The sequence below is a fragment of the Streptomyces sp. 150FB genome, assembly GCF_000818195.1.
Lineage (GTDB): Bacteria > Actinomycetota > Actinomycetes > Streptomycetales > Streptomycetaceae > Streptomyces.
On the sequence record NZ_JTHL01000001.1, the window covers coordinates 9,251,204 to 9,273,642 of the forward strand.

Genomic DNA, 22,439 nt, shown 5'->3' on the forward strand with positions numbered 1-22,439 from the left:
TCCGATCTTCTTCACACTTGTCGAAACCGTCCGGCGACCAGGTTTGATTCCCCGCCTCGGGCAGGGGGCGATCGTGACGTCTCCTGGATGGACCACACTCCTGGGGGGTCAGGGGGCGCAGGTTCACAGCCTGTCGTCCTGGTGACCCGGACCGGCACCGTCAGCGCAGGGCACGGATCGCTGGACTCGCGGCGACCAGGCAGGCGGACAGCAGGACGGCGCTGCCACAGACCACGAACAGCGCCGTGGTGCCGTAGGGAAGCAGGAGGCCGGCGATCACGTAGGAGAACGGGTCGAACGCCACCGTGGCCAGCACGACGAGGCTGAGCACTCGGCCCAGCAGTCGCTCGGGCACTCGCTCCTGCAGAGTGGCCACGATGACCACGCCGAGAAACCCGGATCCGAGGCCGACGAGTGAGGCGACCGCCGTTGCGGCGACGACATGGGTGACGGCGGCGAGTCCGGCCACGCCCGCGCCGATGGCGGCGACCCCGCCGACCACGGTCCAGCCGCGCCGGGTGGGCGGCCGCCACCCGGCCATGACCGAGCCGGCCAGTGCGCCGGCACCGAAACCGGAGAGCACGACGCCCAGAGATCCCGCGCCACCGAGGCGTTGATCGGCGAGCACCGCCCCGCCCACGAGCACGGGGCCGACGACCGCGATGTTGATCAGGGCGATGGCCGTCAGCATCCCCCGCACCAGTGGATCACGCCAGGCGTATCTCAAGCCGGCGCCGAGGGCACGTGCACTGCTCAACTGCTCACCGGCGACGGCGTCCTGACCGGCCTCCTGACCGGCGTCGTTCTCGGCACCGTCGTCACGTCGTACCACGCGGATGAGCGTGCTGAGGGCGACAGCCGCCATCGCCGCCATCGCCACGATCCCACCGAGCGTGGCGTCGAAGCCGACTGCGGCGATGACTCCGGCGGCCACCGCCGGTCCGACCAGATCGCCTCCCGACTCCGCGCCCTGCACCAGCGCGTTGACCCGGGAAAGCTTCTCGGTCGGCACGATCACGGGCAGCAACGCCAGGGCTGCCGGGAAGTAAGCGGCGTCGGCGACGCCGAGCAGCCCGGCCAGCAGCGCGACTGTCGTCACCGATGGCGAGCTGAAGGTGACCACGGCGCCGAGGGCGGCCAGGACGGCGACCCGGAGCCACGCGGCGCCGGCCATGACACGGGCGGGACCGACGGAGTCGACCAGTACTCCCGCGGGAAGCAGGAGCGCCGCTCGCGGCAGCGCCACGGCCACAAGAACGAACCCTGTCGCGATCCCGGGTCCCGACAGCTCAAGCACGAAGAGCGTGAGCCATACGAGGAACAGCGCGTCGACCACGGCCGCCAGCCCTTGGCCCACGATCAGGCGGCGCAGGTGCGGATCGCTGAGCGGTTCGTGCGGAAGAGAAGGGGCAGTCGGCTCCGTCGTCATCGCCGGCTCCCCGGGGCGCCGAGTGAACCCGTCCCGGGCGAAAGGCTCGCCGGATTCAACTCCGAACCGTGTAACCGATCTGATCTTCGGAACCGGATCCGCTGCGGGTAACTGACCAAAGTCATACACGAACGAGTGGTGACGGCGCCCCCCACAAGGCACAGGACTGACATACCGAACTGTCGGGCGCCGAGGATCTGCCCACGGCCGACACCTTCCGCGTCCGGAACGGCGGCGCGGTACGTGAGATGCTCACCTCGCCGACGTCGAACGTCGCCCCGTAACCGCGCCCGCCACAACGTCATCCGCGGCATGCGAATGAGTCGCAGCCCCCGCACCTCCGAGCCCGGCGATGCGACGCACGTCCGCAGAACCGATGAAGTGACTGTGTCCTCCGGGCTGTTGAGGCACAGGTGGGACCGGCGGGGTCCGCCGGCGTCGACGCCGGTATGACCCATGATGTTCTCCTCCCGCGTAGCGCCGCGAACGACTTCGCCACCGTTGTCGACACCCATCTGACGCCCGCGTTCCGTACGTTGACCCGCGAGCCCGGCGCCCGCGACGTCACCGCCGACATGGTCGCGCCCGCACACACCGAGTCGGACATGACCGCATCGCTCTCTGATCAGCAACATGAACACATACGCTCGCAGATTCCGGAGGCACGCGCCGCTCGCCCAGATGAGATCGAAGCCGCGTGTTTACCCCTGTCACTGGGCGATGGGCGCGCCCCCACCGACTGTCAGGGTGGTGCCGGAGATGTACGACGCCGCGTCGGAGACCAGGACGAGGATGCTCGAGACGTTGACGACCGGATCGGCGATGTCGGTACGCACGACGACGCGGCCGTCGAGCCGGAAGCGATCCATGACGCTCATGGCCGCCTGACCCCGTGGGGAACTATTCCGTGCACGGCACATCTCCCGAGGGGCCATCGCCGTCCGGCAGCAGTCACCGGTGGTCGGCGACGTAGCTCACCGCGTCGCCGACGGTCCTCAACTCCCCGACCTGGTTGTCGGGGATCTTCACCTCGAACCTGTCCTCGACCGCGACGGCGATCTCGGCCATCGAGAGGGAGTCGATGTCGAGATCGTCGGTGAAGGACTTCTCGGTGGTCACCGCAGCGGCGTCGACGCCGGCGACCTCTTCGACGATCTTGGCAATGGCGTCGAGAATGTCGGTGTTGTTCAGCACGGTTTTCTCCTTCTTGGGATGGGGGCTGCGTGGGTCGGCCACCGCGTGTGTTCCGCGCACGTCAGATCCCGAGGCGCCGTCGGTAGGTGAGGAGGGTGCGCAGGAAGCCGTCCATCTGCTCCTCGGTGTGACCCGCGTGCGGGAACAGGCGCAGTAGCGCCTGGTTACGTGAGACGGCCGGGTACGAGAAGACGGGTACGAGGTAGCCGTCCCCGACGAACCACTCCCGCATCTGCAGGGCAGCGGCGTCGTTCCCGATCGGCACCGAGAGCATGTACGACTCGGTCGGTGTCGTCGGCGTGCCGGCCTCGTTCATCTGCCGGCGGAGGCGGGCGGCATGCGCCAGGTAGCCGTCGACGATCGCCGGATTGCCGGCGAGAGCGTCGATCGTGCGCTTGGCCGTGTAGGCGGTGGGTGGCTGGATGGCGGCCGTGAACATCGACGTGCCGGAGAGCAGTTCGAAGGCGTCGATGGCCGCCGCCGGCCCGGCGATCGCGCCGCCTTCCAGACCGATGGCTTTCGACAGGGACACCATGACGAAGTCGGCCCGCTCCCGGATCGCGGCCGCCTCCCGGGCGTAGGGACGATTCTCGGGCCCGTAGACCATGAAGCCGTTCGCATCGTCGATCATGCTGATGGCGCCGTGGCGGTCGCACGCGTCGAGAATCTCCACGATCGGCCCCATGGTGCCGTCGGCCGAGTAGATGCTCTCGGCGATCACCACGGTCTTGCCGGCCCGGACCCGGTCCAGGACGCGTGCCAGGTCGGAGACGTCGTTATGACGGAACGCGTGGACGCCGCGGCCGTAGCCAAGCCCCTCGAGGCCCTTCCAGATGCTCCAGTGGACGTCCCGGTCGACGACGAAAACCGTGTCGTGATTACGCACCTCGATCCCGGTGTCGAAGTGCGCGGTACTGCTCATGGCGTGGACGAACCCGATGTTGGCCAGTAGCCCCGTGGCGAAGCTGATGGCCCGCTCCTTGCCGGTGTGGCGGGCGATCGTCTCCTCCAGGTCTTGGTGCGGGCGGCAGATCCCCTGGGTCATCCTGGATCCGCTGGTGCTCAAGCCGTGGGCGAGCGCCCCCTCCGCGAAATGACGTCGGACCGGGATGTGGCGCTCAAGATCGAGAAAGCTGATGCTGGCGAAGTTCACCAGCTCCTGGCCGTCGCGGACGATGGTCGGCCCGACGGGACCGTCCACCACCGGGGGGCGGTATGCCGTGTCGTGCGTGTTCGCCTCGACGAAAGCGGCGAAGGTCCACGGGGCCAGGCGGTCCACGGGCGGTGCGGCGGTGTGGGACGCGGTCATGGTGAGGTTTCTCCTTCACGATGGGCGCGGCGGGGTAAGGGCTCCAGGGCTGCGGCAAGATGGCCGAGCGAGGCCGTTCCGGCCAGCTCGTCCGACGCGATCCCGGTGAACCCGAACTGGTGAAGCAGCGCCAGCAGACGGGGGACGGCGACCAGAGTGACTCCGTGGTCGGCGAGGCAACGGTTCATGTCGACGGCATCAGGGCTGTCGAAGGTGCCGGCCGGCGGTCCGCCGGGTCCGACAGCGGCCACGGCGGCGGCCAGCGATCGTTCGGCGCCCGTCGCGGGCGGGCGCGACGGGATGCGCGGGGTTCCCGCGCCGCGGGTGGCGGTACGCGACCGGTCGGGCGGACGGCCGGATTCGGGGCGGGCCGGGGACAGGACGTAGCGGCCCGGTGCCATGAGACCGGGCACTTCGCCGAGGTGGTCCAGCACATGGCGGTGCAAGTCGCCGGGGGTCACATCAGGGGCGACGCGGGCGTGCGCGACGAGGTGCGGTTCGTCGCCCTCCCGCGCGGCGTCCCCGCCGGGCGCCACCGTCACGTCGAGCACTCCGGGATGGCCGCGTAACACGTCCTCGACCTCGGTCAGACACACCCATCCCTGCGGGGCGCGCCACCATCCGGGGGCGGCCGGTGCGAGCGGGCCCACCGGAACCGGGCACTCGGCACCCTCGGCGAGCGCGCGCAGGAAATCACACAGACTGATGGGCAGCGCCGCGGCCTGTCCGGCGTCGAGCAGATGATCCCCGACGGTGACATCGAGGGTGACGACCCCCGCGTCGCGGCTGAGATCGACGTAGAGCGTGTCGCAGGGCTCGTCGGGCGAGCTGCTGATCCAGGTGACGGGCCCGTCCGGTCGAGTGTTCCGCGCGGGGACCAGGTAGTCGCGTGGCCACGAGTAGCAGTTGTACTCGATGGTGTGTACGGTCACGACACCGCGCCGACGGTCCATGCGCGCCTGGGCGGCGACAAGTTGCGCGGGGCGGTACTGACCGTGCCGGTAGGCCGCGGCGCAGGCAGTCGCGACCGAGGCGACCACCTCGCCGAACGCCGCGCCCGGACGGAGATCGATCTGTACCGGAACCGTCAGGGCCCGGACGTCGACGCTGTTCCGCAGAACGGCCCGGGCTCGGTTGGAGACCACCACGGACGCGAGGAATCGGCGTTCGCCGGTGCGGGCGGCGACGTAGTGGGCCAGCACCGCGAGCACAACGACCTCCGGGCTGACCCGATGACGCCGGGCGACGCGGTCCAGGTCGTCGTACGCGTCCGCCGAGCGGTGCTGGAGGCGGTGGCGCCCGGCGCCGTTGTCGGTCCCGCCGAACGGGGCCAGCACGCCGGTCGGGTTGCTCGCGAGACGCATGAGCCACTCACGCTCCGCCGCGCGGGCGCGTTCCGAGGGCTGGGCGGCGAGCGTGTCGAGCGGGTGCGTGGATGCCCGTACCGGTGCGTCGTCGCCGCGCAGTTGATCGCGCAGTTGATCGTGCAGTTGGTTGATCAGTACCGCCAGCCCCCATCCGTCGATCAGAACGTGGTGGGCGGCCATCACGACCGCACGCGGCTTTCCTGCCTCGAGCAGCACCCTGGCGAGCCAGGGAGGATGTCGTTCGGGATCGATCGGGAGGGCTGCCAGCGCTGCTGTGGCAGCCTCCAGGGTTTCGGCATCGACGGCGGGGACGTCGACGTAGTCGACCGGCAGTGGGGCCCAGTCCGCGCGGTGGACGTGCTGTATCGGGCGGTGCGGGTCGACAGTGGTACGCAGCGCCTCGTGGCGGGCGGTGAGGGACGCGAGCGCCTCGTGGACGTCGGCGACGGTCGCCGGGGGCGGGACGTGGCAGTGGTCGGCAAGCGGCGTCGGGTTCACCCGGCGCGGTGCGGGAATGGTGCGTTCGAACCAGTGCCACTGCTGGACCCAGGTCAGCGGCCCGCTGCGAATGACGGTGGCGGGGCTCGGCGTCGGCTCCGGAAGGTGATTCACGGCCGGGACCTCAAACTGCTCGGACCACGAGAGCGGCATTGTGGCCGCCGAAGCCGAACGAGTTGCTGAGAGCGATCCGCAGACGCTCGTGGTGCTGCGCCCGGTGCGGCACGAAGTTGATGTCCGGATCGATCGGCTCGTCGCAGTTGATTGTCGGCGGGACGTCACCCGTGCGGAGGACCTGGATCGAAGCCACGAGCTCGACCACCCCCGCGGCACCGATCATGTGCCCGGTCATCGACTTGGTGGAGCTGACCGGGATCCGGGTGACACGATCACCCAGTACCTTGCGCAGGACGGCCGTCTCGGTGGCGTCGTTCAGCATCGTTCCGGTGCCGTGCGCGTTGACGTAATCCACGTCCGCCCCGGTGATCCCCGCGTCGCGCAGCGCTGCCTCGACGGCAAGGCACGCGCCCCGTCCCCCCGGATGCGGGGCGGTCCAGTGATGGGCGTCGGAACTCGCCCCGTAACCCGCGAGTTCGGCCAAGACCGTCGCCCCTCGCCTGTCGGCCACCTCCGCGGCCTCCAACACCACCACGGCGGCTCCCTCACTCATCACGAACCCGTCGCGATGCGTGTCGAACGGCCGGCATGCCGCGGTCGGGTCGTCGTTGCGCCTGGACAGCGCGCCGGCGTTGCCGCTGCTCGCGAGATCGACGGTGGTGACGCAGGCGTCGGCGCCGCCGGCGAGGACGATGTCAGCCTCCCCATGGCTGATCATGCGCATCCCCGCGCCCACCGCGTCCGCGCCGCTGGCGCACGCCGTGCTCTGGGCACGGCTGGGCCCCTGCGTGCCGAGACGCATGCTGATCTCGCAGGCAGCGCTGTCCATGGCGGTCGTGACCTGGGTGAATGGGCCGATACCCCGTGGCCCTTTGTCGCGCAGCGTGTTCGCGGCGCGGTAGATCGACCCCACCGGGCCGTAGCCACTGCCGATGATCACGGCGACCCGCGGCGCCAGGCCGTCGTCAACGACGAGTCCGGCGTGCTCGCGAGCTTCCAGCGCCGCGGCAAGAGCGTACTGAGCGTAGGGGTCGGTGCGACGACTGACCATCGTGGGCATGTAGCGGCTGGGGGTGAATCCGCGGACCTGGCCGCCGATCCGGACTCCGAGACCGGTCACGTCAATCGTGTCCACGGTGTCGATGCCGCTGCGCCCCGCCAGCATCGCCGTCCACGTCTCGCTGACACAGTGGCCCAGCGGCGTCACCGCCCCGTACCCGGTGACCATCACCCGGTGCGGGGCCCGGCTGCGCCCGGCGTCATCTCGCTCTCTCGCGCCTGTCACTGGGGAACAACCCCCGCGTCGCGGATGGGCGGGGGGATGTCGTCGGGGGCGACCGGCACCATGAGCACGGCTGTGTATCCCTGGGAACAGAGCCGTCGCGCGGCAAGAAGCTCATCGGTCAGCGCGGCCTTGTCCCGCAGCACTCGACAGTGGATGTCCGGCCCGTCCACCACGGGCGGCGGCGTGCCCGGGCGGGTGAAGGGGTAGCGTTCCGGGTCGAGGCCGAGGCGGGCGCGTTGGGCGTCCAGCCAGCCGTAGCCGCCATTGCACAACACCACGTAAAGAACGCCGCCGTGGGCCGGAGCGGTGGCGGCGATGTCCGCGCGGGCCGCGAGGAACGCTCCGTCTCCGATGAACGCGGTGACCTCATGCCCTGGGGCGGCCCGCTTGACCCCGATGGCCGCGGCCGCTCCGAAGCCCAAGGGGGTCTGCTCCGACGGCACGATGGACCCGCCGCCGGCGTGGAAGGGGAAGCAGTAGGACCACATGTCCTGCAGCCCGTTCTCCTGAACCAGCACATGGTGCTCGCCGGCGGTGGCGTCGAGCGCGGCGAGCAGTTCAGCGATGCGGATCCCCGGAAGCGTCGCCGCGCGCACCAGTTCCGCTTCCACCTCGACCGACATGGCCTTACGGGCGACGGCGATCTTGTTCGCCCATGCCTCGGTCTCTTCCGCGTGCCCGGCCTTGCCGCCTTCGTCCAGCGCCCGCGACCAGCCGAGCACGGCGTGCCGGGCGTCTCCGAGCACCCGCGGACCCGCGAACTCGGCCGACAGCGCGCCCGGGTCGACATTGACCTGCACCACAGCGACCGGGGGCCACGGCGTTCCGCCTTCGGCGACTGTCTCCTCGAGCCGCCCGGCGAGCGAGACCACCAGGTCGCAGGATGACCACAGCTCACGGGCGGGGGCCGCGGCGTAAAGCCCTGCCACGCCGCAGAACAGCGGGTGGCGCTCGTCGACGGCACCGCGACCGGACGCGGTGGTGAAGAGCGCCGCGCCGAGGCGTTCGGCGAAGCGCTCGATGACACCACCGTCGTTGCGGTGCCGCATGCCGCCGCCCACCAGCACCACCGGACGCCGGGCCGCGCGGATCGCCGCCAGTGCCGGTCCCGGGGTCACGGCGACGGACTCAAGGACCAGTGACTCGGGCAGCGTCGGCCGCGGCCCGGTGACGAGGATCTCCGCCGTGCGGACGTCGTCGGGGATCTCCAGGTACACGGGTCCTGACGGCGGCCCCACAGCTCGGGTCAGCGCCGTCACCGTCGCGGGGACGACCCGGTCCGGGTGCCCCACCCGGTGCGCCCACCGCACGAGGGGCGCTGTCACTGCGACCTGGTCGAGTTCCTGGAATCCGCCGCTGCCGCGGCGCCGTTCGGGCACGCCGGCGGCGAGCACGAGGACGGGCGCACCGGACTCCCGCGCTTCGAGCAGCCCCGTGGCCGCGTGTGTGACAGCCGGGCCTTTGCCCAGTGCGCATACGGCGAGCCGGCCCGACTGCAGCGCGTAGCCGGTCGCCATGTACATCGCGTTGCGCTGGTCGCGGCACGGCACGAGGTCCAGGCCGGCAGCGTCGAGGGCGCGAAGCAACTCCAGATCGTCGCCGGGCAGTCCGAAGCAGGTGTCCACTCCGTTCGCCACCAGCAAGTCGACGATCGCGGACCACGCGTCGGCGTACCGTTTGCTCACCCGGGTCACTTCCCACCCACCAGGACAGGGGCGGATGCCGGCAGATTCCGCGCCACGGCCTGCGAGATGAGCAGTGGTTCGGCGTGCCGCTCGCCGCCGTAGGAGATGTAGTTCGCCCTCATCCCGAACCCGCCGAACGGACGGTTGCCGTCCTCGGCGTCGAGCAGCGTGTGGTTGACACAGGTCTGGTGACGCTTGGCCAGAACTTTCACCGTCTCCGGATCGTTCCCGTAGACCATCGCTCCCATCGCGCGTTCGCTGAAGTAGGCGCGTGACAACCGTTCACGCAGCAGCCTCGCGCTGGGATAGGCGACGACGTTGAACACGGGGGCGAACATCTCCTCAAGGGGGATCTTGTCGTCGAAGCCCCAGAGCAGCACGGTCGGTTCGATCCTGCGGGACGGCAGGTCGATGCGCCCGCCGTGCCGAATGCGACGAGCGTGACGCACCAGGTAGTCCGAGCAATTCACCAGCGCCGAGTCGTAGCAGATCGGGCCGTAGTCGACGACAGGGTCGCTGTTCTGCCCGAAACGCAGCGAACTCAGTTTGGCCGACAACAGGTCGAGGAACTCCTCGGTGCGGCCCTTCGGCGCGAACACCACGTCAGGACCGAAGCAGTCTTGGCCGGAGTTGTAGAGCCGGACCCTAGTGACGTCATGTGCGGCGAGCTCGAGATCGGCGTCGGGCGCGATCACGAAGGGGTTGATGCCATGACCGAAGAAGAGGAATAGCTGGTCTTCCGCCAGCCCTTCGAGGACGGTCTCGGCATTGGAGTAATTACCGGTGAAGACGATGAGGTCCGCCTCGCGTACCGGTCCCGTCACGAACTTACGCTGGCTGAGTTCGAAAATCTTGATGGGTAATCCGTGAACCGGTGCCAGCAGGGCGTGCAGGCGCTGCATCTGGCTCTTGATCTCGGAGGAGGGCCGAAAGGTGATTCCGTCGCTGTAAAGGGACGGCACGAGCATGTAAAGCGCGTAGGAATAGAGCGGCATGTTCGATGGCATGAAGACCGCCGCCCGATCCACGCAGCCGGGCCTGACACGGCGGATCTCCTCCTCGGCTCCGTCGAGGGTGGCGAGGAACGAACGAATCTCCGCGCCGGCGGTGTGGTGGGGCGAGATGTCGGTGAGAACGCTCATCACCGTGTCTTCGTTGTCGGCCACGAACCGGCGCACCGCGCGCAGCGCGTCGACACGGTCGGCGAAGGGGATGCGGTAGTCGGTCGCACCGACGGTCGAGCCGGACACGGTTACGTCGGTGGTCGCGTTGGGTGAGGCGGACAGCGAGGTCATGGCGATCTTCTCCAGAACGGCCTGGTCGGGCTTGCCCGTGTTCGTGAGAGGCAACGCGGGAAGCACGACGATGTGATCGGGCTGCTCGTAGCGGCCGAGCACGGAACGCAGCAGCCGTTTCCAGTGCGCGGGCTCGTGACCGTCCGGGTCCGCGACCACGAACACCAGACGGCAGCCCAGACGCTCGTCGGGAACGGCGACGACCTCCGTCTCCGCGCCGGCCGACTCGGCCCGCTCGGCAAGTTGGTCGGGATAGAGTGTGTGGCCGTCACGGTGCACCGCGTGCTTGCGCCCGATCGGGAAGACGCGGCCCGCGTCGTCGAGCAGGCCGATGTCGCCGGTGCGGTGGAAGGGGCCCGAAACCGGAACGATCTCACCGTCATCGCCCAGGTGGCCGGTCATCTGGCCGTCACCGCGTACGACGAGCTCGCCGAGTCGGCCCTTGGGCAGCGGTCTGCCGTGGTCGTCGTGGACTTCGACGATCACGCCCGGCAGCGGCGTGCCGCACCCGACCGGATCGGTGGGGGGCGCCAGGGCGATGTTTCCCAGCTCGGTCGCGCCGTAGCCGTTGAGCAGGTGCAGGCCGGTGCGGGCGTGGAACCGCGCCGCCAGGTCGCGTCCCAGTGGCGCGCCGCCCACGCACCAGCCTCGTACCGTCTTCAGCGCGCTTGCGAGAGCGGGACGACGGTCGAGCAGGTTGAGCAGGCTGTAGTAGGTGGACGGGGCCCCGTCCACGATGGAGAGGCCGTGCTCCACGCCGACCGCGAGTGCACGGTCGAGGCGGGTGGTCGGCCCGTAGACCACAAGCGTGCCTCCGCCCAGCCACCAGCAGAGGACCAGCGACAGCCCGTATTGGTGGGAGTACGGCAGGACCGGCAGGAAAACGTCGTCAGGCCGGTACCCCATTCGTTCCGCGCTGAGCGCGAGGTTGTCCAGAATCGAGCGGCCGGAGCGAACAATGCCCTTGGGGCTGCCTGTCGTACCCGACGACCACGAGATCGCGGCGTCCTGGCGCCGTGCCCAGGCGGCCACATCGGGCACGGCCGCCGTGTTCGAAGCGGGCCGTGGCGCGGTGCCGTCGCTCGTGCCGTCGCTGATCTCGTGCACCACGCCCGCCCGGGAGCGGATCTGTGATCGCTGTGACGGGGTGGCTCGATGATCGGCCAGGACCACCGAGGTGTCGAGGTGAATGAGCGCGAGTAAATTGACGACCCATTCCGGGGAATTGGCCCCGCTCATCATCACCCGCGAACCGGGCGTGATGCCGCGGCGGGCAAGGAGTTCGGTGGCACGGAATACCCGGGCCACGATTTCGTCTGTCTCCCAGATGCGCCCCTCGGGCGAGATCAAGTGCCTGAAAATGGGCAACTCGCGCTCCCTTGACGCCAGGGGGTGTTTTCAACTTCCCGGATGTACACGTTTTGAACCCAAAATCTCGCGATAACATCTGCTTCTGTTCGGAGAGGTGAATCCAAAACGACTATCCCATACCTGCAGAACGGTGTCGAGTAGTGCAACGACAATCCGTGATACCTGTGGGGTGGTTGAGTATGTTGCGACGAAATAAACGTGATGAGTGGTCAGTTCCGATCGGTGAATTCACGGCGCGGTCCTTTTCCGCGTACAAGTGAACGTCGTCCCCAGTTGAGTACGAATCTTTTGCTTTATCAAGTAATACAGAATGTATATCCAACAGGGCGATGTGCGGCACGCATGTCGCCGTTGGTTCACGAGGCAGTGCGGTTCCCGTTGCCGAGGGCCCAAGCCTCGATGTCGCGGTAGTGGATCGGGCCTCGGCTACGGCCGGCGTTGCTGCCGACCAGGTGGAGACGCTCGGCAGGCCATCGGCGGCCGGCGAATCCGGCGAACCCCTCGGCGATTTCTCCTGCCGAGGATCGATCTCCTCGACGGGCACGGGCCAATGTCAGATGGGGACACAGAGGCCGGTCCTCGAAGACGACACCGCGGTCCTTGACGGCGGTACGCACATCGGCGGCGAGCACGTGCAGCTCGTCGAGGTCTCCGTCGACTCCGCTCCACAGCACCCGGCCGTCGAAGGTTCCGCTGCCGCGTAGTGCCAGACCGAGTGGTTGGTGGTCCGCTGCGATTTCAGCGAGAGGCGGGCGCAGGAGCGGAACCGCCTCGGCCGGTTGCTCGCCGAGGAACGCCAGGGTGATGTGCCAGTCTTCCATGCGGTTCCACCGCATGTGAGGGTGTGTGCCCTGGGCGGGCCGCAGCTCGCGGGCCAGTTCTTCTTTCGCGTGGTCGGGCGGGGCGAGGGCGATGAACACTCGAACGGTCGCGGGCTGAGTCTGATCGTTCACCCGGACTTCGTACCGCACCCGGGCCGTGGATGCGAGGGCCCGGGTACTGCGGAAGGGCCGCTCGCCGTCACGATGCCGAGGAAGCCGCTTCCGGCCGGCGGCGACAGGACCGGGCGGCTGGAAGCACAAACCCGGGAACCGGCACAAGCTGTGTCCGCGGGGGACGGTGGCGCCGCGGCGCCACCGTCCCCCCCGGCCCGTCAGCGCGTCGCGGCAGGCGCCTGCTGGATGAACACATCGAGTACGCCGTCGGCCACCTTGACCGGTCCCTGCGGCCGCGTCGTGCCGGGGATCGTCGTGATCGCGGCCGCCTGGTCGGCGAGGTCCGCGGCGCGCGCGTAGTCCGCTGCGCCGGTACCGCCGTGGAGGGTGTCCTCCAGTCCGTCCAGGGTCGCGTCCAGAGCGCCGGCCCACAGGTCGAGGGCGTTCAGCCAGGGAGCGGTCTCTGTGAGGAAGGCCTGGTCACGCACCCCGCTCCTGATCCGCCGCGGTGCGTCGGACAGCCTCGCCGCGTAGGCCCGCAGCTTCTGCAGGCCCGCGCGGCGCACGCGCGGGACGTCGCCGGCCCACGCCGAGCGGAAGTCGGCGAGCTGTGCGGCAAGAGCGGGTGCCTGCGGCTGCCAGTTCTCCGTTCCGAAGGTCGGTGCGAGGTGCTCGGTGTCGAAGAAGTCGAGCAGGGCCTGTGCGGTCCTCGCGTCGCCGCCCGCGAGGTAGTCGGCGGCGGCGCGCCAGGTGCGCGCGGGATCGTAGTCCTGGTCGTTCCACGCGAACGACGCGCCGCCGAACAGGGCGACCTTGCTCGCGGACGCCTGGTTCATCGGGTTGAGCACGATGCCGCTGAGGGCGGTGTGCAGCCCCGCCTCGCGCTTGTCGTACGGGGCCATCAGAAGCCGCCCGGCGGTCCGCCCGTAGTCGTTCACCGGGTAGTTGTCCCAGAGGAAGACCTTGCGGCCCCAGACCTGCGAGGCTGCCTGGGCGTCGGTGAGGCTGATCGACGGCGGTACGACGTCGGTGCCCGTCCACTGCACGACCACCTGCGGATCGAGCTGCTCCCTCAGGACCTTCTTGTAGGGGGAGTCGGCCAAGTCGGAGTACTCCGTGGGGACGGTCTGGAGCGGCTTGTTCCCCGCGTGCGAGCCGATGAAGTCGTGCTGGACAGCGTTGAGCAGGTCGGCCTGTGCCTGTCCCGCGGTGGCCTGGCCGGGGCTGCCGTACTTCGTCTGGTCCGAGGCGCAGTTCCACTTGGTGTAGCTGATGTCGTCGAGTCCGATGTAGAAGCTGCGCGCGCCCTGGTCGTAGAGGCTCCCCAGTTTGCTCTCGAGCGCTGCGACATCGGACGGATCGCTGTAGCAGATCGAGAGGCCGGGCGAGACGGCGTACGTGAAGTCGACGTGGTGGGAGGTGGCCTGCGTGATCAGGGCGTGCAGGTCGGCGAGTTCCCCGGCGGGGTACGGATCGCGCCAGTTGGCGCGCAGGTACGTGTCGTCCTTGGGGGCGTAGATGTACGTGTTCGCCTTGACGTCGCCGTAGAAGGCGAGTTGGTCCAGGCGGTCGGCCTGCGACCAGGGCGCGCCGTAGAAGCCCTCTATGCTCCCGCGCAGCGGCATCGACGGGTGGTCGGTGACCGTCACGGACGCGAGGGTGTGCTTCCCGGTCACCAACTGGCGCAGGGTCTGGGCGGAGTAGTACACGCCGTCGCCGTCGTTGCCCGCGAGGACGGCGGTGCTTCCGCTGTGGCGGGTTCCGGCCGTGGTGGCGAGCGAATACCCTTCCGCGACGAGTTCGTGCGGGATCTCGCCGCCCGCCGCGCGCAGGGCGGCAGCCACCGGGCGGTCCTTCACGGAACCGACCACGACGGTCAGGGTGCCGCTCCCGTGGGTCGCCGGGACGGTGCCCCGGTCCCCGAGCGGCACCGTGGTGACGTGCCGCGCGCCCGCGGAGGTCAGTGTCCGTCCGATCAGGGACAGGGTGGCGTCGTCGACGTCTGTTCCCACGACGACGCGGACCCGGTCGGGGACCGTCAGTGATGTGCCCGCCGACTTCATCTGCTGCGGCGTGGGGGTGACGACCGGGAGGGCCTTCGCGGACGACGGGCCGCCCGCTCCCTCGTGGTGGGGCACCGCCTGGACGGGATTGGCTGCGATCAGGCCGAGGGAGAGCGCGACGACGCCGGCGAGCGTCAGGCCGCGGGCACGGCTTCGGAACGTACGGGGCATGGCATCTCCAGGGAGTGGGGGCACGACCGCGGACGACGAGCTGATGTGGTCTAAACCACCACTTCGACGCGGCCATGTCAAGATCGCCTCTTCGACGGCATACGCCTTGTCGCGGGTGACGGCGTCGGGCCGGGTGCGCGCCTCCCCGGCGAGCCGCGGACCTTGACGCCCTGCAGGACGGGAATGAACTGCGGGCTGTCGGCGGCCTGTCCGGGGGTGAGCGCGTGCCCATCGGGCACGGCCCGCTTCAACGGTTGGGTGATTGTCAGGACCCGCCCCCAGGCCGCCGTCGTCCGCGAAGAGGTGTGGGGCATCCGGTACCCGGCGGTCCGCCCGGCACTCAACGTTCCTGGTACGCACGTCGGTTGCCGCGTCCCAGATCATCCGGCCCCTGGTGCTTATTTCTAATGTAGGCAGATAATACGTCCGCCATTCGGCAAGATGGATCTTGAAAAGGGGTCGGGAAGTGCCGAACGCGAAACGTGTGAAGCTGACACTGATAACAACGCTGTTACCGATCGTGGTGCTCGGCGTCGCCGCGCAGCCGGCGATGGGGCAAGGGCCCGTGTCACCACCGATCACGACTTACGAGGGAGATCCCGGTCGGCTCGGCGACCCGGCGAGCTGGCGTACCTCCGAGTTCAACCGGGACGCCGGTCTGGTGTCGATGGGAGCCGAATTCGCCTACGCCGCCGGTGACTCCGGCACCGGGATGAACATCGGCGTCGTCGACTCCGGCGTCTTCGCCGGGCACGTCCGGGAGCACGGCAGCCTGGACACGAACTACACAGTCGGGGACCGGTACTTCTCGGTCGAGGCCCGGGGCGGCCGGACGGGCCCCACTCCAGGGTTCTACGACCCCGCGTTCAACGACAGCCATGGCACCCATGTCAGCGGGACCATAGGGGCCAGCCGTGACGGCGTCGGCGAGACGCAACCGGGCGGGCCGGATGCGAACATGCACGGTGTCGCGTTCAACAGCAATGTGTACATGGGCAACACCGGCAAGACGGACGGCGTCCTTTACGGTCTGCTGCCGACGAACGCGACCCCCGCGCAGACGCCGGACGACGCCTACATCGGCAATGTCTACGGGGCCGTGAACTCCGCCAGGACGGCGAACGGCAAGTCCATCAGGATCATCACCAGCAGTTGGGGCAGTCAGCCCACCACGGAGAATTACAACACTTACGATGCGCCGCCCGGCAGCCCGGCAGGCTACGGTCTGAACACGGCATGGCGCCTGTGGTCCACGCCGGAGGGCGTCGTCGACGCGAACGGCAGCACCTCCCGCTGGCTGAACGGTGCCATCAAGGCCGCGAGTACCGGCACGATCATTCAGTTCACCGCCGGAAACAGCGGTTATGTGAACCCGTCGCCGCGAGGCGCCGCTCCGTACTTCATGCCCGAACTGGAGGGCAGTTGGTACACGACGTCGGGGATCAATCCCACCCAGGGGCGCACGTTCAACCCTGACGGCTCAGTCCTGGTCCCCGGCCAGCAGACGTTCAATCAGTGCGGCGTCGCGAAATGGTCCTGTGTGACGGCGCCGGCCAACAACATCAACAGCACAACCGTGTCGGTCGTGGACGGCGTGCCGGAGCCCCGTTACGGCAGTTCGTCGGGGACGTCGATGGCCGGCCCGCACTCGGCGGCCGCGCTGTCGTTGATCATGGAGCGCTTCCCCTACATGACCAACGAGCAGGCGCTCTATACGATGTTCACCACCGGCCGGCAGAACAACACGGTCAGTGACGCGGCGGGCAACGCCGTACCGAACCCCACCGCCGGCCGGATTGTCCAGGTGCCGGACAGCCGCAACGGCTGGGGCACGGTCAGCCTGCGGGAGGCCATGAACGGCCCGGGCCAGTTCCTGGGGCCGTTCGCCGTCGACACGCAGGGGCGCGACGACGTGTGGTCGAACGACATCTCGGACATCGCGATCCGGGCCCGCGAGCAGGAGGACGCTGGCGAAGCGGCCGCGTGGAAGGCGACCAAGGCCGCCAAGGGCTGGACCAAGGGCCTGCCGGCCGGAGCGAGCGACGCCGACAAGTCGGACTACGCCATCGGGGTCCGCCGTGAGCAGGCCCGCAAGGACCGCGCCTACGAGGGCAGCCTCACCAAGCGTGGCGACGGCACCCTGTTCCTCACCGGCGGCGAGACCTGGCACGGCAAGAGCACCGTCCTCGACGGCGAACTCTCCGTCGTCGGCACGCACGCCGGCGCGATCGACGTGCGCGGCGGAACACTCGGCGGCAGCGGCACGGTGGGTGACAGCGTCAACGTCAGCCACGGCGTGCTGCGACCGGGTCTCACGGCGCACGATGCCGAGCGGATCGGTTCCTCGGGCACCGCGGGCAATGTGCTGCGTGTCGGCGGGAACGCGACCATCGGCAAGCAGGGCCGCGTTGCCGTCACGATCTCCGGTGACCGGGACCACACGAGCGTCCGGGCGGCGGGGAAGCTGGTGCTGAACGGTGAGCTGGACCTGGACGTGCGGGGCAAGCTGACCCCGGGCACCGTGTTCACGATCATGAGCGGTAAGTCGGTCAAGGGTGCCTTCGACGCGCTGCCGGAGCACCGGATCCTGAAGGCGGACGGCCATCAGTTCCGAGTGTCCTACAAGAACGACCGAGTGACGCTGACCGTCCTGCACGTGGCGTCGCCCCACAAGAGGTAAGTGCGTTGTGGCAGAAGGGAGCCCCTGTCGGATGAACAGGGGCTGCTCCTTCATGTGCTGGTACGGCCAAGGCCGGCCACATGGTCTGCCGACCGCCTGACCGCCTGACCGCCTGACCGCCCGACCGCCTGGCCGCGCTGAGACGGCTGCCCGCATCGTGACGGCTGCCCGGGCGCCGCGCGCCCCGCGTCTGGCCGTCCGTGCCTCAACTCGACTGGATCCTGGGCGACTTACCGCACCCGTACCGACCTGCGCGGATCATGCATTTGACAGGTACATCCCCACCGCATCCGCATTGACGCGATGAAACGATAATCGTAAGCTCCCCTCGCCGTCAGCTCCGACCGTGCCCGCGCGGCGCTCCCTGTCGCTTCGTGTGGGCAGGTCAGGGCCGCCGCCCGACCGATATCACCTGCACGACTCCGTCCCACAACTCTGGGAGACGCATGTGAAAAGACGTCGCACGGTCACTTGGGCCGCCTCCGTGCTGGTCACTACCCTCGCGTTGGCCGGTACGCTCGCCGGCCCCGCCGCCTCGGCCCAGGACCGGACGGCGGGAGGCACCACCGCCACCGCCACCGAACCCGTCACTCACGCGGAGAACGACCGCGTCCCCGAGGGCTCGGTCTGGACCGAACACTACTTGCCGTCCTCGGACCACTCGGGCACCGAACTGCACGCTGATGTCCTGCTGCCCGAAGGCATCGCGAAGAACAAGCGGGTACCCGTCATCCTGTCGGTGGGCCCCTACTTCGGGCACTCCGGCCAGACCGACGCCGAGGGCTGGACCCACACCGGCCCCTCTTCCCGCTTCCAGGACTTCATCGAGGGCACCGACCTGTTCGACGAGGGTTACGCCTTCGTCATGGTGGATCTGCGCGGCTTCGGCGGCTCCACCGGCTGCCTCGACTGGGGTGGCCCCGGCGAGCAGGCCGACGTCAAGGCGGCGATCAACTGGGCGGCGAAACAGCCGTGGTCCACCGGTGCGGTCGGTATGTACGGGAAGTCCTACGACGCCGTGACCGGTCTTATCGGCAACGACTTCGACCAGCCCTCTCTCAAGGCCGTCGTCGCGCAGGAACCACTGTGGGACATGTATCCCTACATCTACTCGGGCGGTGTGGCCCGCCCGAATGTGACCGGCACCGCCGACGCCTACAACTCCATAGCCACACTCGGCCAGATGGCCGACGACAACCCCCGCTACCTGGCCAACTCCCGTTGGGAGGAGACCCACCCCGAGTGCCTCACGGAGAACTCGGCCGGCTACCGGATAGCAGACAAGCGGGACAAGCACTGGACCTCTCGCGACCTGGCGAAGATGGCCAAGGGCACCGACACCCCGCTGTTCGTCACCCAGGGCTTCGTCGAGAACAACACCAAGCCCGAGGAGATGCAGGAATACCTGGACCATCACAAGGGACCCGAGCGCGGCTGGCTCGGCCAGTGGGACCACGTGCGCGGCGGCGACCACGTCAGCGACGGACGCCTGGCCATGGGGCGCGAGGGCTGGTACGACGAGACGCTGTCGTTCTACGACCAGTACCTCAAGGGCATCAAGCCGACGGCCCGTTACCCGGCCTACTCGGTCGAGGACTCCACCGGCGCCTGGCGCGCCCAGAACACCTGGCCGGCCGTGGAGCGCTCCGCCACCGTCGCGCTCGGCAGCGGCTCCTACCTGGACGATGGCGGCGCCTCCGCCAACGCGGGCCTGGCCCCCTCCGCCCCGGTGACGGAACAGCCCTCCGGCAACTGGGACATGGAGAACGCACCCACCATCGAGCCCGCTGCCCCGAAGGGCCTCGCCGAAGGACAGGCGAGGCGCCAGAACGCCGGTGAGACCACTTCCAGTTTCTTCGTGTGGTCCAAGCCGGTGAAGGAGGCGGTACGGATCACCGGCACCCCCCGCCTCTCGCTGGCCGCCAAGGGCGAGGGCAATGTCATGCTCAAGCTGTACGACGTCGCTCCGGACGGCACCGCCGCCATGTTCGACGAGCAGGTCTCCCTGCTGGACTCGGGCAAGTTGACCGTCGACCTCAAGGCGACCGACTGGACCATGGCTGCCGGGCATGTGCTGGCGGTGGAAATCGGCTCGATCCAGACCGGTTCCTGGCGCGACACACCCTCCGGACAGACCATCAAGGTCCACGACGCGCGACTCGAACTGGCCCTGGACGACCCGTCCGACGACCATGCCACCGGGGGCGCCCGCTCACCGTTCCTGGACACCTACCTGCGCCAGTACACGGTGGACCTGCCGGCCGGCCCGGCGTCCTTCACGATGCCCTCCACCGGACGACACTGATCACCGGCCGGGGCCGGCGGCTTCCCGGGCTTGGCCCGCGAAGCCGCCGGCCCCGGCCCGCCGCATCGTCGGCTGGTCCGCCGCCACCACCAAACACACCGAACTCGTTCAGGCCGCGTATGGGTCACCGCCCCGGCCTCACCCGGGGCGGACAGCGGTCATCGGGCCCGGCGGCTCCTGGCCGATCCGCGGATCCGTCCTCCGTTGGCGAAGAATCCCAGCTCGATCACATCGAAGTTCGGCAGGGACCCGTGGCCGGCGATTCGAAGGGTTGCCGTGGCAGACGCGCCCGGTGAGATCGAGGCGGCGACCGGGACAGGGAAGCTGTTGGGGTCGGCACCGTCGACCAGCGGACGCTTGTCCGCCGTCCGCCTGCCGTCCGACCAGTGGACCGCGTCGAGCCGTACGTCGTTGGCGGGTCCCGAACCTTTGTTGGTGATCTCGATCTGCCAGGTACTCGTGCCGTGGGAGGACCCAAGACTCGTCACCCGGCCGCTGAGCCGGGCAGGCTTGGCCGGGCCGGCCCCGTCGACTTCCAGCAGGAGCGTGTCCCAGCCGAATCCCGAGGACGACGGTTCCACAGCGTCGGGCGTGACGGCGCCACCGTTCGTGAAGGAGATGGTGTTGTCGCCAACGGTCAGGAGCGAGGCGGGAAACGTCAGCAGGGCCTGCCGCGGATAGCCGCTGCGGTCGGCCTGACGGCCGATCGTCGAGTCGTTGTGGTTCGGCAGTGAACCGACGATGCCGGCGGACGTCCCGTTGACGCTGACCGTGGGGGGCGTTCCCTGCTGCATGGACGAGGACACGGTCAGGAAGGCGGTGCCGTCCAGTAGCCGGTCGAGCGGAAAGTGCACGGTCCACGTGCCGGGGTTCGGGTGGGCGTAGTACCAGGACTCCGGCTCCCAGTCCCGCCCGATCGTGAAGGACAGGTCACCCGGTATCAGCGTGGGCTTCCAGTAGTCCCGGGGACTCGGCCGGGCGGGCGACTTGCTGGCGAGTGCGTACTCGCCGCCGGTTCGGTCGGCCCGGCCGATCTGCCAGAGAAACGTGGAGCGTTGGACCGGTGACCACAGGAGCGTGCCCAGGTTGTGCCGACTGCCGCGTACGTCGATGCCGGTCAGCTTGTACTGATCGGTGACCGAGCCGTCCGCCGAGAAGACGTAGAGCGTGTACGTCCCCGGGTCGGTGGTGCCGGGTCGCCAGGCGGGCGGGACGCCCGGGATGCTGAAGGAGCCGTCCTCGTCGGTCCGTACGAAGTACGCGGCCTCGTGGATGCTGTAGACGTCCTCCACGTCCTGGGTGCTGAGCAGTGCCCACAGCCCGGCGCCTGGACGGCCGTCGGAGATGCGGACCTTGCCGCTGACGGTTGTGCGCTCGGCGGGCCGCGGGTAAAGGGAGTCGCTGACCCAGGAGGATCCGGCCCGGTTCTCCTCGATCTCCTGTTGGGCGATCCGGGCGGCATCTGCGATCAGCGCGTCCGGGTCCCGCGGGTCGCCGACCGTCACGTAGCTGAACCACGGGCCGTACAGCCGGCGGTAGCCGATCGGCAGCGCGTACCCGGGAAGCCCGTAGTGGTTGGGCGAGAAGTAGTTGAGGATGAGCGCGTCCTGATGGATGGCCAGGTCCTGGCGCTGCGGACCCACACCGTAGAACCCCGACAGCGTCTGGTCCGACACACCACCGAGCGGGGTGAACCACGTACCGAAGCCGTTGCCGTAGTGCCCGAACATCGGGCTTTCGAAGTGGTACAGGCTCCAGTCGTACTTCGTGTAGACATCGCCGGCCTTCGTACCGCCGGCATTGCTCTCCGGCGACGGCAGGTCCGGGTTGTTGACTCCGTCGACCAGCCAGGTCTCGTCCGCGAGGTTCTTCTGCGTGGCCAGGTACGCGTAGGTGGGCTGCTGGCCCTTGCCGCGCTCCCAGTTGAAGCTGTGGTCGAGGATGCCGCGGTCCCAGCGTGTGTTCATCCGGACCTCGCTGATCGAGGTGGCCGCGCTGGCGCTGAGGATGTCGTAGCCGTACAGCCCGCGTTTGCCCGATCTCATGATCAAGTGGTGCTCGTGCTGCAGCGGAGTGCTGGTGACGTCGACGAACGCGACCTCGACCAGCCCGTGTTCCACCCGCAAGACCCTGACCTGGGTGCAGACGAGCCGGGTCTTGCCGCCCCCGGCGTCCACGTAGAACGAATGCTGGCGGTCCGGATCGCGAGGGTCGACGCCGTTGAGCTTGTGCCCGAGTTCCGTTCCGTCCACGATCACGGAGGTCGCCGTGATCGAGACGTCGGTCCAGCCGGTGACCACGCCTCCGGCGGCGTCGTCACGGCCGAAGGCGTAGCGCACCAGGCCGTTGTCCAGTACGAGTTCGTCGACCTCAGTCGGGAAGGCGTACGTGCCGACGCGTGCCGGCCGACCGTTGATCAGCACCTGGACCGCGGCGCCACTCTGGCTGCTGCCACGTGCCGCGTCCGTCGTGGATGTCGCGGAGGCGGAGCCTTCGCTGCTCCAGACGGTCGCTGCCGCGCCCGCGCCGATGAGACCGAGCGTCGAGCGACGGCTCAATTCACTTCGCTGCCAGGACATCAAGGCTCCCCATGCTGGAAGGCGGTGGAAGGGTAAAGCGATTGCGCGAGGGGGCATGCGGACGCGAGCAGAGCGCTCCCACCCACCGGCGCCGCAACCGATTGAAACGTAGCAAGCGCTGTCTACGACCAAGCTAGCGAGTGACTGTCCGGATGA

At 69.0% G+C, this 22,439-nt stretch carries 13 protein-coding genes and 1 pseudogene; 2 read left to right on the forward strand and 12 right to left on the reverse strand.

Annotated features, from left to right (window positions below; all coding sequences use genetic code 11):
• Positions 1-160: 160 nt before the first annotated feature.
• The 11 genes and pseudogenes from QR77_RS39615 to QR77_RS49615 form a co-directional block, all read right to left on the reverse strand.
• Positions 161-1,429, reverse strand: coding sequence for an MFS transporter (locus tag QR77_RS39615; RefSeq protein WP_040026756.1), 1,269 nt, complete (start codon positions 1,427-1,429; stop codon positions 161-163).
• A 710-nt stretch (positions 1,430-2,139) separates the two neighbouring features.
• Positions 2,140-2,307 carry a hypothetical protein gene (locus QR77_RS47225; protein ID WP_160311008.1) on the reverse strand — a complete coding sequence of 56 codons (168 nt, stop codon included), beginning with the start codon at positions 2,305-2,307 and terminating at the stop codon, positions 2,140-2,142.
• Positions 2,308-2,380: 73 nt separating this feature from the next.
• Complete coding sequence (locus tag QR77_RS39620) at positions 2,381-2,623, reverse strand: acyl carrier protein (protein ID WP_040029474.1); 243 nt, start codon at positions 2,621-2,623, stop codon at positions 2,381-2,383.
• Positions 2,624-2,684: 61 nt separating this feature from the next.
• Complete coding sequence (locus QR77_RS39625) at positions 2,685-3,932, reverse strand: pyridoxal phosphate-dependent aminotransferase family protein (RefSeq protein WP_040026757.1); 1,248 nt, start codon at positions 3,930-3,932, stop codon at positions 2,685-2,687.
• Positions 3,929-5,911: a condensation domain-containing protein gene (locus QR77_RS39630; RefSeq protein WP_040029475.1), complete on the reverse strand. Its 1,983-nt coding sequence runs from the start codon at positions 5,909-5,911 to the stop codon at positions 3,929-3,931. Before QR77_RS39630 ends, QR77_RS39625 begins: the two co-directional genes overlap by 4 nt.
• 10 nt (positions 5,912-5,921) lie before the next feature.
• Positions 5,922-7,142 (reverse strand): beta-ketoacyl-ACP synthase II, encoded by a 1,221-nt coding sequence (locus tag QR77_RS39635; RefSeq protein ID WP_040026758.1) that lies wholly within the window; start codon positions 7,140-7,142, stop codon positions 5,922-5,924.
• 53 nt (positions 7,143-7,195) lie between these two features.
• Positions 7,196-8,884 (reverse strand): thiamine pyrophosphate-binding protein, encoded by a 1,689-nt coding sequence (locus tag QR77_RS39640; RefSeq protein ID WP_040029476.1) that lies wholly within the window; start codon positions 8,882-8,884, stop codon positions 7,196-7,198.
• Positions 8,885-8,889: 5 nt separating this feature from the next.
• The gene (locus tag QR77_RS39645) at positions 8,890-11,529 is read right to left on the reverse strand and encodes an aldehyde dehydrogenase family protein (RefSeq protein ID WP_236711008.1); all 2,640 of its coding nucleotides are present in this window, start codon (positions 11,527-11,529) and stop codon (positions 8,890-8,892) included.
• Positions 11,530-11,906: 377 nt separating this feature from the next.
• Positions 11,907-12,503, reverse strand: a complete 597-nt coding sequence (gene thpR / locus QR77_RS39650) for an RNA 2',3'-cyclic phosphodiesterase (protein ID WP_173476408.1) — start codon at positions 12,501-12,503, stop codon at positions 11,907-11,909.
• A 200-nt stretch (positions 12,504-12,703) separates the two neighbouring features.
• Positions 12,704-14,719 carry a beta-N-acetylglucosaminidase domain-containing protein gene (locus QR77_RS39655; protein WP_040026760.1) on the reverse strand — a complete coding sequence of 672 codons (2,016 nt, stop codon included), beginning with the start codon at positions 14,717-14,719 and terminating at the stop codon, positions 12,704-12,706.
• A gap of 96 nt (positions 14,720-14,815) precedes the next feature.
• Positions 14,816-14,940 (reverse strand): annotated as a pseudogene (locus QR77_RS49615) (IS5/IS1182 family transposase); the annotation flags it as partial.
• Between the two features lie 245 nt (positions 14,941-15,185).
• Between QR77_RS49615 and QR77_RS49620 the strand changes: the two are divergent.
• Complete coding sequence (locus tag QR77_RS49620; protein WP_052489442.1) at positions 15,186-17,399, forward strand: S8 family peptidase; 2,214 nt, start codon at positions 15,186-15,188, stop codon at positions 17,397-17,399.
• 448 nt (positions 17,400-17,847) lie between these two features.
• Positions 17,848-19,704 carry a CocE/NonD family hydrolase gene (locus QR77_RS39665; protein WP_040026761.1) on the forward strand — a complete coding sequence of 619 codons (1,857 nt, stop codon included), beginning with the start codon at positions 17,848-17,850 and terminating at the stop codon, positions 19,702-19,704.
• A 158-nt stretch (positions 19,705-19,862) separates the two neighbouring features.
• On the opposite strand, the gene QR77_RS39670 is transcribed toward QR77_RS39665, so the two are convergent.
• Entirely contained in the window at positions 19,863-22,283 is a 2,421-nt protein-coding gene (locus tag QR77_RS39670; RefSeq protein WP_150130515.1) for a polysaccharide lyase family 4 protein, read from the reverse strand.
• Between the last annotated feature and the right edge of the window lie 156 nt (positions 22,284-22,439).

Coding starts and splice junctions, on each gene's coding strand:
- QR77_RS39635 (WP_040026758.1), bottom strand. CDS start 7,142: ATGGTCACCGGGTACGGGGCGGTGACGCCGCTGGGCCACTGTGTCAGC.
- QR77_RS39615 (WP_040026756.1), bottom strand. CDS start 1,429: ATGACGACGGAGCCGACTGCCCCTTCTCTTCCGCACGAACCGCTCAGC.
- QR77_RS39670 (WP_150130515.1), bottom strand. CDS start 22,283: ATGTCCTGGCAGCGAAGTGAATTGAGCCGTCGCTCGACGCTCGGTCTC.
- QR77_RS39655 (WP_040026760.1), bottom strand. CDS start 14,719: ATGCCCCGTACGTTCCGAAGCCGTGCCCGCGGCCTGACGCTCGCCGGC.
- QR77_RS39625 (WP_040026757.1), bottom strand. CDS start 3,932: ATGACCGCGTCCCACACCGCCGCACCGCCCGTGGACCGCCTGGCCCCG.
- QR77_RS47225 (WP_160311008.1), bottom strand. CDS start 2,307: ATGAGCGTCATGGATCGCTTCCGGCTCGACGGCCGCGTCGTCGTGCGT.